Source organism: Bacillota bacterium (assembly GCA_023511485.1).
Classification (GTDB): Bacteria; Actinomycetota; Aquicultoria; order Aquicultorales; family Aquicultoraceae; genus CADDYS01.
The window spans coordinates 20,658-34,068 of record JAIMBH010000004.1; the positions used below are offsets into that span (position 1 = coordinate 20,658).

A 13,411-nucleotide genomic window follows, 5' to 3' on the forward strand; every position below is an offset into this window, starting at 1 on the left:
CTTACCCCCCGTAATTTGCCGGCTTTTTCAACTGCTCCCACCTGCCAGCTGCTTTAGCTTTCCTGTATATCATTTTGAACTACCAACCATAAACTCACAGCTTCCTTCTAGCGACCCCCTCCTATGCAGCCTCATTTGCCAGTTCTCTCAGACGATGTTCTCTTGAGCACTCGAACGCCAGTCTTTCAAGGCCGTGTATATCCAGAATCAACGAGACCGTACCATCGCCCAAGATAGTAGCCCCGGCCGTTCCTTGAACCTGGCGGAAATTTTTTTCCAGGCTCTTAATAACAGCTTGTTGCTCACCCAGCACATCATCGACCAGAATACCGAACTTCCGCTGGCCACTCTCGACTATGACGACCAAAGCCTCGGTCGGATCAGTCTTATCGGTTTCAATGTTGAAAATCCTGTGCAATCGCACCAAAGGCAAATACTCGCCACGAGCATCGATCACTTCACCCCGTCCTTCAATAGTTTTTACAGCTTCTTTCTTTGGCCTGACTGATTCAATTATGGATAGCAGCGGAATGGTTAGTATCTCTTTACCGACCTTGACATTCATACCGTCAATTATGGCAAGAGTTAGGGGAAGTTTGATTCTAAAGGTTGTGCCCTTGCCTTTCGTGGAGATAACAGTGACAGAGCCGTGTAAATCTGCGATGTTTTGCTTGACAACGTCTAAGCCCACACCCCGACCCGAAACCTCGGTAACACTTTTAGCAGTTGAAAATCCGGGCAGGAACATAAGCTGATAGGCTTCCTCTTCGTCAAGCTCATCATTCGGGTTAATAAGTCCTTTTTCTATGGCTTTATTGACGATAGCTGTGTGATCTATGCCGTAACCATCATCTGAAACCTCAATAATAATGTTGCCTTCTTGCTGAAAAGCAGATAGCTTTATAACAGCTTCCTCTGCCTTACCCAGTTTGATTCTATCCTGCGGTTTTTCGATTCCGTGGTCGATAGCGTTTCTTATTAGGTGTTTTAACGGGTCACTTAGCTGTTCGATTACGTTTTTATCAAGCTCGGTCTCAACCCCCGATAGTTCAAGCCGAACAATCTTGCCCTCATCAGTTGCAAGGTCTCTCACCACACGGTGAAAGCGGCTGAAAAGTCCTTCAACAGGAACCATGCGAACACGCATAACCTGCTCCTGTAAATCCCTGCAAATGCGCTCCAGACTCTCCATAGCACCTTGTCCAGTTCGTTTACCACCATTGCCCATGCAAAATTGCTGCTGGCCTACCCGGGCTACAGCAATGACAAGCTCACCGACTAAGTTAACAAGCTTGTCCAGCTTCTCAGTATCCACTCTGATAGTAGTCGCTTTCTGAACTTCACGGCTCTTGAGCTGCTTTTCAAGCGCTTCCTGTACTTCCTCCTTAGATACTTTGCCGCTTTTCACAAGCAGCTCACCTATTTTGGGCTGTTTGGAAAGAGCCTCGTCGATGTCTGTTTTTGAAACCAGACCCTTATCTGAAAGTATCTCGCCCAGCTTCATGTCGGCTATTCTGGTATCAACACCGTTCTTAAAGTATCTTGAAACGTCTTCGATTAAGATTTCGCTGGCATCCTGAACAAAGATAAAGATATTCTCGATTCTTGAGAAAGGCTCATCAGTTTTTATAATCAATCGCCAGTTAAGGTACAGCTTGTATATATCGATTGCATGGAAATCGGGTAGACGGGATGAATCGACTTCAAGCTCAACAATCTCACCTAGCTCCTGTAGTTCGCGAAGCAACATTAATGGATCGGTTCCGGTATCGAAAATGTCTTCGGAAAGCTTTATATAAATCTCAAAATATTCGCTTCTTTTGTCTTCAGCACTGCTGTTTCCGCTGGATTTAGATTGGCCATCGGTTTGGCGCTGGCCGCCAGGCAAGAATTGCCCCAACATATCGCGGATAAACTGGACTTCCCGCACGTCAACATCCTCACCGCCTTCATCTGCCACCTTGACCATAGATTTTATAATATCAAGAGCCCTTAATAGAACGCTTACAAGCTCGCTGGAGACTTCAAGTTCACGGTTTCTGACAAAGTCCAGCACACCCTCAACAGCATGTGTAAAATCTGATAGCGTTGTAAGGCCCACCACACCTGCGCTTCCTTTTATGGTATGTACCGCTCTAAATATTCTGTTGATAAGGTCATCGTCGCTTGAATCCTCAAGTGCTACTAAATCTATCTCGAGGTCCTCGATTAGCTCAGTCGCTTCCGTTATAAAAGTTTCAAGAAGCTTGCTTTGATCCATAATATCTCCCCCGATACTAGTGCTCAGCTACTTACCGCACGAACTTCTTTACAACATCTATTAACTGATCGTTGCTAAAAGGTTTAACTAACCACCCTGCAGCGCCGGCAGCTTTACCTTCCATTTTTTTCGATTCTTGAGACTCTGTAGTTAGAATCAATACAGGAATAAATTTGAAAGAAAGGTTTCGTTTGACCTCACGGATAAAAGCAATGCCATCCATCTCGGGCATGTTTATATCGCTTATAATTAGCGACACCTGATCGCCTTTCGTCTGCAGCTCCTGTAGCTTTTGTAGGCCGTCCTTTCCGTTTACAGCTTCCTGGACGCTGTAGCCGGCTTCAGAGAGCGTAAACTTAACAGAAGCCCTCAGAGTTGCCGAATCATCAACTATCAAGACACTTTTACTCACTCACAACCCACCCCTCAAAGTCTCAGACTTGAGAAACTAAGCGGTTTTAAAGAACTTCTTAAGGCCCAGCAACGACAATGTCTCCTGCATGGCATCACTCATCAAAAACTCGACCGGCCGGTTGAGCTCGGAGCTCAGCTTCTTAAATGCCATAAGCGTCTGCACAGAAGCTGTATCGATTTCAACTACACCTGTGCAATCTAAGACTGTACAGATACCATCGTTAAAAATCCTGGTGAGATCCTGGTAAAAGTCGCTTAAACACGCAATCGTCAGTGAACCTGAAACCGCCACCCTGTCACCGCCATCCATAACTTTTATTTCAAACATATGTACCTCCGTTGAGAATAGCGACTGTTCGGCAATCTAAAACAGAACCAGCTCGCCCTCTTTCCCGCCTTCCTCTATCTCGATATTGCATATATCCCCGGCTATTTTCTTATGGGCTAGCACGGTAAACTTATTGACTATTTCGCTTAATCTGCCGTCGTGCAGCTCCCAATCAACAGTACCGGCTGCAGAAACCACCGATTCCTTAACATCGGCTATCATTTCCGAGAGTATCCCGAAGTCTCCTTTAAGTTCTTTGTTCTGCTCAACAAGCTCGTTTATTCTTTCAAGATCGGCGATAGATGTATGGATGAGCTGGTGCAATTCAGAAACGCTATCGCACACTTTACCGTACGTGCTCTTAACCTGTTCTTTCGCCTTGAAGAAACTGCCTAGCAAATCGTCAATATCAAAAGCTATTGATTCTAAGTTATTCTCAATATCGTTCTTGTGCCTACTCATAGATTCAACCATCTGCTCTAAGAACTGGTAGTCCCGTGCAACGTCTTTATGCGATTGCCGCATTTCAGTACTAATATAATCGGCCAGCCCTTCGACCCTTTCGGATAGTTCACCATCTTTAGAAAGCCCCGTACTCCTGGCAACTTCTATCTTGATGGGAATATTTATAAGGTGAAAATTAGTTAGCTTCTTAAGCTGCCTGAATTGTTTCTCCAAAGTTTCTAGCATGTTCTCAAGACCCAGCGCAGTAGACCAAAGCTTATCCCAGCTATTTGCAACATTCTGCGTCATGCTTGCCGTTTGTACAACAACGCCCTCAAGACCTTTAAAAGATTCCTCTATACTGGCTATAGCTGATTCGTTGAGAGTACCTGTTATGCCGCTGCGCTGACATGATGTGATGCCATTTAGTAGACTATTTAACGTCTCAAAACCGTCTTTGAGCTCTCTTATTGATTCTTCAAGCCGAATATCAATATCATCGAGCAGTTGAATACAAAGTAGTGGGACTTTCTCCTGGAAAGATATGGCATCAAAAACCTGCTCCGGGTTAGGGCCACCCGCCTGTACGTTGTTTACAAGGCTATCTGCTTCAGAGCTTGATTCCTCAAGGGAAAAACGCACATGGTCAGTGCATTGCTTGAGGATATCCTGTATTTGTAGTATATTCATTATCTTACTGATAGGCTGCTTGGACTCCGATGTAATCATGATTATTTGCTCAAGCCCACCAACTAAATCGCTAATGCTATTTTGAAGATACAAATACCGCTCGGTAAGCTTTACACTTATTCTCTCAACATCGGCCTTACACGACTCGGCCTGCCTCTCACTTAACTCCCGAAAAAGGTCATATTTATCCGCTAGCTGTTCGGAAGTATTTACAATCTCATCTATAAGAAGAATAGCCGAGTTGGCCATTTTCTTAAGCTCAACCGTTATTGGGTTTAGGGTTCGGCCTGAGTCGCCAGCCTTAATTGCAACTATTGAGGCGTTAAGTGAAAGCATTTCCATCTCGGCTGCAAAGTCGCGGATACTCTCAATCGAAGATTTTATGTTCTCGATGCGCTTCATCATATCGCTCATCTTAAGAAACGCTTTACTTTGTTCTTCGGCCACCTCGATCAGATATTTCGAGGCATGATTCAGGCGATTTAAATCTCCAGATTTACTGTTGCCATCGTTTAGGAGACCGCTCTCTTTTCTAAAATAATCCGAAAGGTTTTTAGCTTCATTTTCTACATTTCGGAGGCCCTGGTTTATGTCGGGGAGCTTATCGCCAATTCTTATGAAGGTTTCTTCTGTGAAGCCCTGCAGATAGTCGAGCTTTGAAACTATCGCTTTGGCAACGCCTTTGTAATCGGCAAGCCTAGTTTTATATTGACTAATAGCCATAGCCAAAAGAGATTGGTCGTGCTCTATATTTTTTTCTTCTAGAGCGCAGTTTTCAATCATGGCTTCTCGATTTCATGCACAGTTTTCCTTATTTTGTAAGCCTTACCTGCGACTTTGCTTCGACTTACTTTATCGGCTCAGTAAACTTGATACTTAATAACCAATAGCTAAATTCTTATCAAGCTATCAAGCACAAAGGATGACGCCTGCATTAACTTCAATCAAGCTAGATGCATGCTATCTCTTTTAGAAGTCTTCGAAACTCTCTTCCAGCTCTATATCAACGTTTTCTGCGCCCGCTACTTTGGCCAGAGGCGCTTTCGCTGCATCTTCTTTTGGAAACGCTGTGCTTTTGATTAGCTGTAAGCCCGTTTTCTTGTCAGGCTTACGATAACTTTTCCGCTTTGCTAAACCATAGGTCGCACTATTGCTTGCGCCTTTTCGCTCCCCACCAAAAGCTATTATCGATTTCTTCATTTCTTCTGCCTCCATGGCAAGACTTTGTGAAGCAGCAGCGCTCTCCTCAACCAAAGCGGCATTTTGCTGCACAACATCATCCATCATGGTAACCGCTTTGTTTACCTGGTCAATACCAGCAGCCTGCTCCTGTGAGGCGGCTGATATCTCTGAGATAGTATCTGCAACCTGCTGAATTGAGTTAATTATCTCTTTTAAAGTCCTGCCGGACTCTTCAACAAGTTTGTTGCCTTTTCCTATCTTATCCACGGAGTCTTGAATGAGCTCCTGGATCTCTTTTGCAGCTTCAGCTGACCTTTGGGCTAAATTTCTCACCTCGCCGGCAACTACTGCAAAGCCCTTGCCTTGCTCACCTGCTCTAGCTGCTTCAACTGCAGCGTTAAGGGCAAGAAGGTTGGTCTGAAATGCTATCTCGTTGATAACGTCAATGATGTCTGCGATCTTTTTACTGGCCTCGGTTACCTCGTTCATTGAGGCAACGGTCTCTTCCGCCACCTTGCCGCCATTTTGGGCCATCTCTACTGATCCCTGTGCAAGTCTGTTGGCTTTGCCTGCATTCTCAGCGTTTTGCTTAACTGTTGAGGTCATCTGCTCAATTGTTGCCGCAGTCTCCTCAAGAGCGGATGCCTGCTCCTGGGTCCTCTGCGATAGTTCCTGGTTGCCGGCAGCTATCTGGTCAGCTGCGTTGGCAACATTATTAGATACATCTATAATCTCACCAACCACCCGGCCAACATTCCTGGTAAGCATGGTAGATATAGCCAGGGCTAATACAACACCGACTAAGGCCACCAGGATTATGAGATTTTTCTGAGTTGCCTCACTTGCCGCAGCTTTTTCGCGGTTATTCTCCATTACACCCTCAGAGACTTTAACAAGCTCATTGTAGATACCGTCAAGTTTGGCAATAGTAGGAAGGGTATTCTCGTTGTAAAGCTTTATAGCGTCGACCCGTCGACCCTCCTTCATCTCGCTTATTACTGCAGCTCCGCCTTCGTGAAGGTGCCGATGCGGCTCCTCGAGGGCTTTCAGGGCATTTTTTATCTCAGGTTTCTCGTGCTTGAACTCCTCTGATTCGATGTAACTGTAGTACCATTTGCCAAAGCCACATTCATGCGGATTAAGTGTCTTATCAAATGGAGTTCCCACAAGCAAGTGGTTAGATAGTGCAATAAGCCAATCGGCATGCTGCTTCTGAAAGGTTTTTGCCTGGCTCTCAAACTTGGCGCTCTTAGTAACCGCCTTGTTTGCTTCTGAGATATTGGCATTTGTTGTGTAGCTTATAATGCTTGCAACAACAAACAGGGCGATCATCACCCCAAAAGCTAAGTACAGTTTCTTCTGAATACTTATTTTCATACAGCCTTACCCCCATTAATTGACCTTCTTCACGGCCCCTATTCATAAATTAATGTTAGATTGATAGGATATACGAATTCTTTGTATATGCTTCAGTATCGGTACTAGTTACCACGTCTTTAGCTTAATTATTAGCATTCTATACTAAATACTGGTAGTTTAGCGTTTATGGTGCTGCTTTAGCACTTATTTGTATTATTCTGGCACATAAATATCTAACGCTAATGTTCTACGTGTTTCTGCCGAATTTATATTATAAATGCGGCCGTTTATTAAATATGCTTGGTATAAGGGGTTGTGAAGTTTGCTATCTAATGATATCTTTAGAAGTATCCTGTACCAGTTTGCAAAAACCATCGATGATGCCCTTCTTCCTCAAACAACAGTATCTAGTCTAGGTCTTAAGATAGCTTCACAAGTAAAGCTACAAATCGAAACCAAATCAGATGTACAAACCGACAACCTCAATATCAGCAGAGGATGGCTTTTTTTATAAGAGAACTAAGCAAATTCTTTAATGATGAGCTTGGATATTCAATCGCTCCTGAGTCAATACAGAAAGACCATATTCGATTTAAGATAAAGCGCTGCCCTTTTGCAGAAGGCAAATCACCTTCGCTATGCTCCATTATGCAAGGTATCGTTGGCGGGCTTGGCTTCTTATTTTTCGGTTATAGTAAGATAATACAGGTAAGTGGTCCTGAGCAGGCCCCAAATCCGTGTTGTGTTGATTTATATTTTTCGCCATCGCCCGAACTTGAGAAAAAGGTAGGACTTGAATACTCGAAAAGCGCAATAAGCCTTCTGAAAGGTGAGGATTATAAATTTATCGACAGTCAACGTCAGATGCGGCGTAAAATAATTCTTGGTTTGTTCAGTAGCTTAGCCTACTCGATCAACGAAAAACCGTCACCTAAAAAGCTGGCGAACAAGTATATCGAGAGCCTCTCCTGCATCCCAGAGATCAGACTTGCCGCCCTTTATCTAAAGAACAATGAGAGCGGAAATTTTAATCTCGAGGCTCAATACGGGTTCCCGGCGGATATATTACCCTTAATATCAGCAGTGACCCGTGAAAGCATAGGTGCGTCAAATAATGACGAGATTCTGATGGCGGCCATTGAAGACTTTAACGGACATCGCTCAGACATAGCAAAGAGGCTTTCTGTTCGTTCTTTTGCAAGCGTAAGGATTAAGCCGCATAATGAAACCATCGGGGTATTGACCATCGGCTGGAAGTCCACCTTCCCAGTATCACCGGAAACAAGGGAGGCGATTCGCGCCAGCTGTACGATGCTCGGTACGGCTATTGACAACAGCCGTCTGTATTTCGAACTTGAAACAGCGTTCGTAAACAATATCTCCGTGCTTAATAACTTAGTCAACACAATAGACCAGTTCTCAAACGACCATTCAAAAAGAGTCGCGGAACTTGCGAGATCAATCGCTGCAGAAATGGATCTGTCCGAAGACGATATCATTTTAGCCTATGACGCCGGTTTGATACACGATATTGGTAAGATAAAAGTTCCAGCGGAAATACTCAACAAGTCAGAACCACTGACTAAGCAAGAGTTCGAGCTGATAAAAGAACATCCTAAAACAGGTGCGAACCTAATCACACCGATAAGCAGCCTGCAGAGAGTCGTACCCGCCGTCCTTTATCACCACGAAAGGCTGGATGGTTCCGGCTACCCAGAAGGTCTTTCCGGCGACTTGATACCATTGCATGCGCGAATCATTGCAGTTGCGGATGTTTATGATGCAATGATGAATAAACGGGCTTACCGCGATGCTGCAAGCGAAGCTGATGTTATCCAAGAGATCATAAACGAAAGTGGCGTCAAATATGACCCTATAGTTGTCGGAGCTTTGATGGCAGTTCTAAATAATAAGCAGATTAGCAGCAACGAGACGCTTTGCAAACTAGAAACCAAAGAAGATAAAAGTATTAGCGCTTAGCTAGAAATAGTTCTCTTAATAGCCTGTCCTAAACCCATTGTCTCATTGATGGTACGCAATAGGTCTATTTCAGACCTCATGAAATCCCTTTTACCGTCAAATATTAGCAATAGCGTGCCGACTATCTCATCCATATAATCTATCGGCACCACCACATAACGGCAATCTTCCATGCCACACGCTCTTAAAGTTGCGATCCTTTCAATCGTCATCTTGTCCTCATTATGCGTTAATGGCACTCTTCTGCGGATTGCCTCAACTGTTAGATAATCAGCCTTATCTAATGGAACAGCCTGAAGTCGCCTGGTAAAATCGTTAGAGTGCCCAAAAGATGCTATGGTGGTCAAAATGTTCCGCCTGCTGTCAACAATTCTTATATCGCCACTTATCGCCCCCATATTTTCTTTTAAGACCATTAATATGTTATTAGCAAGCGTTTTCAGATATTGGCTCACCTGCATACCAGAATCTACATCTTGGACTTGTACCGAAGGAGAGCCTTCCCGTGCAGTAGGATAATACTCAGTACCATGTGGCCCTTCCGAGACGACATTTAAAGGGCTACCCATCACACTCGTTGTGGTCTTACCTAAAAGTGAAGGTTTCTGCTCTGGCTGAGCAGTACTTTGGAAAGCAGCATTGACCGTCCTTTTGATAACATCTCTGTCCATATTAAACACTTGGGCGATGTTATCGATTTCATCGTCCACAGAATCTTTCTTATCCTCTATATCCAGCGAGAAATCCTGAAGCGAGCTTTTCACACCTCTAAAGGCGTTAGCGTTTTCAACGATCACGACAGCGGCTAAGATAATGCCTATAAGAATGAGAATTACCATCGCTGCAAGGCCCATCATCCGCTGGTTTTCCATGCTTTTTTTAACCAGTGCTTCGTACTTATAACTTTGAGTTTTTGATAGATTGATGAGCTTGATATTTATATCGTTTAGTTCGGTAAGTGTCGGCAGGATGTTGTTCTGGAAAAGTTTAGAAGCGTTTTTCTTGTTGCCCTTCTGTAGTTCACTGACAACCTCAGCTCCACTCTCATGCAGGCGACGGTGCCGCTCTCCCAGCAGCTCCAAAAGAACCTGCCTTTCAGAGTTCTGAAACTTGAAGTCCTCCGATTCTAAATAACTGTAGTACCATCTACCGAAATTGCATTTGTGTGGATCGAGAGGTTTATTAAACTTGGTGCCAAGCAACATATGGTTTGATAAGGCATTAACCCAACCAGTATGCTCGTTTTGGTAAGCCTCAATCTGCGTTTTAAAGTCGGAGTATCTTGCGGCCATCTTGCCTGCATCTGCCATCTCGGTGTTTGTGTTATTTAATGAAGCCACAATGGCAAACAAGAGCCCAACTAACGCTGCAATTACCAGATATAGCTTGTTTTTAGTACCCATCTCTAAGACCGCCCGAAATCCTTAATAAATGAAAGCCTTATGATACTTTCCTATGCCATGTACTATTGCTAATACTACTTATCGGAATTACTAGCGTACACTTAATATAAATGCGCGGCTTGGAGATAGTATAAGGTCTTTGGTTAGCTTGCCTGGGATTGGTCTCTTAGTATTGCGAGCAAATGCTTCCTCCTGGATATAGCGTCCTGATCGGATGGGTCAAGCTGAAGCACTTTGTTAAAGCAGCTGATAGCCTCTCTATATCGTCCCAATGCGGCCATACACATGCCTTTATTGCGCCATGCAGGTATACTATCGCTTTTCAATTCCAATGCCTTATTGTAGCAATAAAGAGCTTGCTCATACTTACCAAGCTCTCCAAAAAGGTCGCCCTGATTGAACCAAATTGCAAAAACATTCGGATCTAGATCAATAGCCTTATCAAAGTAGCTAATCGCTTCATTGAATTTCTCAAGTAACCTTAGTGTGATACCTATAGCATTCCAAACATGCGCTCCACTAGGATTAATTTCAATAGCCTTGTCATAAGCCAGCAACGCTTCCTCATATCTGCCAAGAGCCGTTAGAGAAACGCCCTTAAGATACCAAGCTGAGTCATTATCCGGATCAATATCAAGAGCGTTATCAAAAGCAGCAGCCGCGTCTTCGTATTGACCTGCCTGCAAAAAGACACTTCCTAGCCTCTCAAGATAATCCTTGCTCTGGTCATCGATTGTTCCCATGGCTCAGCCTCCTGGCATAACGCGTTATAAAGTGCTATACCCAGGCAGAATCGAAGTAAACATGGAGGAAAATGTTAAGCACTCTCAAGAATTTAAAATCGATTTTTGGCTATTAATTTTCGAATCTTAAGCAAATTAAAAAGAGCTGGTTGCTCACCAGCTCTTTTTAATTTGCTGGGGGGGAAGGAGTCGAACCCTCACATACGGATCCAGAGTCCGCTGTCCTACCATTAGACGACCCCCCAACAAGGGTTAATCTCGCGATAGACACGAGATTAACAGGGAAATACTACCACGAAAACGTCTTCAGTTCAAGGTGTAAGAGGCTTTTGCTCAGCTATAAGAATTAATCGTCGCTTATTTCTAGCACATGTAGCGCCTCGCCGATTCGCTCAAGTGTAGCATCGCGGCCTAAAAGCTCGATTGTTTCAAAAAGTGGCGGGCTTACGGTACGGCCGGTAATTGCTACCCTTATGGGCTGAAATACAAGTTTGGGTTTCAGGCCCTGTTGCTCAACAAGCCCGCGAAGCCTCTTTTCGATCTCTTCAGAATAAAAATCAAAGGAATCTGAAAGGGTCTCTATTACCTTCTGCAAAACCTCGGGAACACCTTCCTTTTTGAGTACCTTTTGTACCGCTTCGGGTTGGTATTCAACGCGGCGAAAAAAGAAATCGCTAAGCCCTATGATATCGCTAAGCTTAGTCAGCCTCTCTTGAGTAATCTCAGCAAGCCTCCTAAACCAATTATCATCATATTTACTGAGATCAAGTCCCCGTTCAGATTTCTGCATATAGGTTATATCTTCTGGCTGCTCCACACCGGAGGCCGGTATCAGACCCGCTTTAACCATAAACGGCTTGATCATTTTGGCAAGAACATCAATAGGCAACTCCCGAATATATACGCCATTCATCCATTCGAGTTTCGCGGGATCAAAAACCGCAGGAGATTTGCCTACACCATCCAGACTAAACTTATGTATCAGTTCATCAATGCTAAAAATGGTCTGGTCCCCATACCCCCACCCTAAAAGGGCAAGATAATTTATTAGAGCTTGTGGCAGATATCCCTCATCCCGATAGGCCTCGACCGCAGTTGCTCCATGCCGCTTGCTGAGGCGTGTTTTATCCGGACCCAATATCATCGGCAAATGCCCAAATTCGGGAACACTATAACCCAAAGCCTGATAAAGAAGAACCTGTCGAGGAGTATTTGAGAGGTGATCATCTCCCCTTATAACATGGGTTATATCCATGTCATGATCGTCAATAACGACTGCAAAATTGTAAGTGGGAATGCCATCAGCTCTCACCATAATAAAATCGTCTAAGTTCGCGTTTTCAAATACGACAGGGCCTTTTACGAGATCGTTTATCAGAGTTTCACCAAAATCAGGGCAGTTGAATCGGATAACCGGCTTTCTGCCTTCAAGTTCACAAGCCATTCGTTCCTTCTCAGTTAGAGTAAGACAGCGCCGATCATACTTCCATGTTTCTTTTCGCTCTATGGCAGCTTTTCTTCTCTCCTCAAGTTCCTCGGGAGTGCAATAACACTTGTAAGCTTTCCCTTCTGTGAGCAGGCGTTCTGCTTCTTCGCGGTAGCGGTCAAGTCTATCCATTTGCCTGAATGGTCCTTCATCCCAGCTGAGGCCAAGCCAATCCATTGCTTCAATGATGGCATGGATCGCCTCTTCAGTAGACCGCTCACGATCCGTATCTTCAATTCGCAAAATAAAAACGCCATCGTGGTGGCGCGCAAAAAGCCAATTAAAAAGTGCAGTTCGCGCCCCGCCAATATGTAAATAGCCGGTCGGGCTGGGCGCAAAGCGTACCCTTATTTTGTCCATTCAACCTCCAGAGCCGAAAAGTTCTATTCCATTTTTGCCTTCTGGCGCTCGATCATATCCGCCAGAGTTATGGAACTTAAAATTTTATTTGTCGAGTCCTGTATCTCTTTCCACACATCATAGGTAGCGCACTGCTTGACTCGAGGACACACATCCGGCGAGTCTAAGCAGTCTACGGGAGATATCCTCTCCAAAGCCTGCATAATTTCTAAAAGATTGATTTGACTCGGATGCCTCGTTAAAGTATAGCCTCCACCAGCCCCGCGAATGCTTCTAATAAGTCCGACGGCTTTTAATGGCGGAATCAACTGCTCCAAATATTTAACCGAGATCTCTTGCCTCTCGGCCATGTCTTTCAATGAGACCGGGCCTTTCTCATAGTTTAGCGCAATGTCCAGCATTGCCCTTGTACCATAACGCCCTCTGGTTGACATTTTCATCTTAAATCCCCCAAACCTGGATTCCCAAACTTCCGTCCTGCGCTCTACTGAATACCGATTTTGTCCTCGGTAAAGAATGTTATAGTGACTAGTTCAAGATTAATGCTTGACAACAACCGCTCATAACGGATAAAATCCTAGTAATATAATAGGATTTTCTGATTTTGTAGTCAACCTGACGCTAAAAATTATTTAATTTACCAAAACGCGCTTTTTTAAAACCAATATTCAGGAAGAGGGCGGCTTTTCTTTCTCGGTTAACTTATAGTCAAAAACCCCTTCAGAGCTTTTACGCAATACGTTAACGTGCCCCCGGGATGCA

At 44.2% G+C, this 13,411-nt stretch carries 11 protein-coding genes and 1 tRNA gene; 2 read left to right on the plus strand and 10 right to left on the minus strand.

Annotated features, from left to right (window positions below; translation table 11 throughout):
* Positions 1-121 precede the first annotated feature (121 nt).
* The 5 genes from K6T91_02090 to K6T91_02110 form a co-directional block, all read right to left on the minus strand.
* Positions 122-2,260, minus strand: coding sequence for a chemotaxis protein CheA (locus K6T91_02090; GenBank protein ID MCL6471583.1), 2,139 nt, complete (start codon positions 2,258-2,260; stop codon positions 122-124).
* A 31-nt stretch (positions 2,261-2,291) separates the two neighbouring features.
* Entirely contained in the window at positions 2,292-2,672 is a 381-nt protein-coding gene (locus K6T91_02095; protein MCL6471584.1) for a response regulator, read from the minus strand.
* A 36-nt stretch (positions 2,673-2,708) separates the two neighbouring features.
* The gene (locus K6T91_02100; protein ID MCL6471585.1) at positions 2,709-3,002 is read right to left on the minus strand and encodes an STAS domain-containing protein; all 294 of its coding nucleotides are present in this window, start codon (positions 3,000-3,002) and stop codon (positions 2,709-2,711) included.
* Between the two features lie 36 nt (positions 3,003-3,038).
* Positions 3,039-4,919 (minus strand): methyl-accepting chemotaxis protein, encoded by a 1,881-nt coding sequence (locus K6T91_02105; protein ID MCL6471586.1) that lies wholly within the window; start codon positions 4,917-4,919, stop codon positions 3,039-3,041.
* A gap of 186 nt (positions 4,920-5,105) precedes the next feature.
* Positions 5,106-6,695 carry a CZB domain-containing protein gene (locus K6T91_02110; GenBank protein ID MCL6471587.1) on the minus strand — a complete coding sequence of 530 codons (1,590 nt, stop codon included), beginning with the start codon at positions 6,693-6,695 and terminating at the stop codon, positions 5,106-5,108.
* A gap of 304 nt (positions 6,696-6,999) precedes the next feature.
* Between K6T91_02110 and K6T91_02115 the strand changes: the two genes are divergently transcribed.
* Together K6T91_02115 and K6T91_02120 are read left to right on the plus strand one after the other, a co-directional pair.
* Positions 7,000-7,191: a hypothetical protein gene (locus tag K6T91_02115; GenBank protein MCL6471588.1), complete on the plus strand. Its 192-nt coding sequence runs from the start codon at positions 7,000-7,002 to the stop codon at positions 7,189-7,191.
* Positions 7,176-8,657 (plus strand): HD domain-containing protein, encoded by a 1,482-nt coding sequence (locus K6T91_02120; protein ID MCL6471589.1) that lies wholly within the window; start codon positions 7,176-7,178, stop codon positions 8,655-8,657. The genes K6T91_02115 and K6T91_02120 overlap by 16 nt, the downstream gene beginning before the upstream one ends.
* Here K6T91_02120 and K6T91_02125 read toward each other — a convergent pair.
* The 5 genes from K6T91_02125 to K6T91_02145 form a co-directional block, all read right to left on the minus strand.
* Complete coding sequence (locus K6T91_02125; protein MCL6471590.1) at positions 8,654-10,060, minus strand: CZB domain-containing protein; 1,407 nt, start codon at positions 10,058-10,060, stop codon at positions 8,654-8,656. The two genes, K6T91_02120 and K6T91_02125, sit on opposite strands and share 4 nt — an antisense overlap.
* Positions 10,061-10,203: 143 nt before the next feature.
* On the minus strand, positions 10,204-10,803 hold the full coding sequence (locus K6T91_02130; protein MCL6471591.1) for a tetratricopeptide repeat protein: 600 nt from the start codon (positions 10,801-10,803) through the stop codon (positions 10,204-10,206).
* 174 nt (positions 10,804-10,977) lie between these two features.
* A tRNA-Gln gene (locus K6T91_02135) sits at positions 10,978-11,048 on the minus strand.
* Between the two features lie 101 nt (positions 11,049-11,149).
* Positions 11,150-12,649, minus strand: coding sequence for a glutamate--tRNA ligase (gltX, locus tag K6T91_02140; GenBank protein ID MCL6471592.1), 1,500 nt, complete (start codon positions 12,647-12,649; stop codon positions 11,150-11,152).
* A gap of 23 nt (positions 12,650-12,672) precedes the next feature.
* Entirely contained in the window at positions 12,673-13,089 is a 417-nt protein-coding gene (locus tag K6T91_02145) for an RrF2 family transcriptional regulator (protein ID MCL6471593.1), read from the minus strand.
* Positions 13,090-13,411 lie beyond the last annotated feature (322 nt).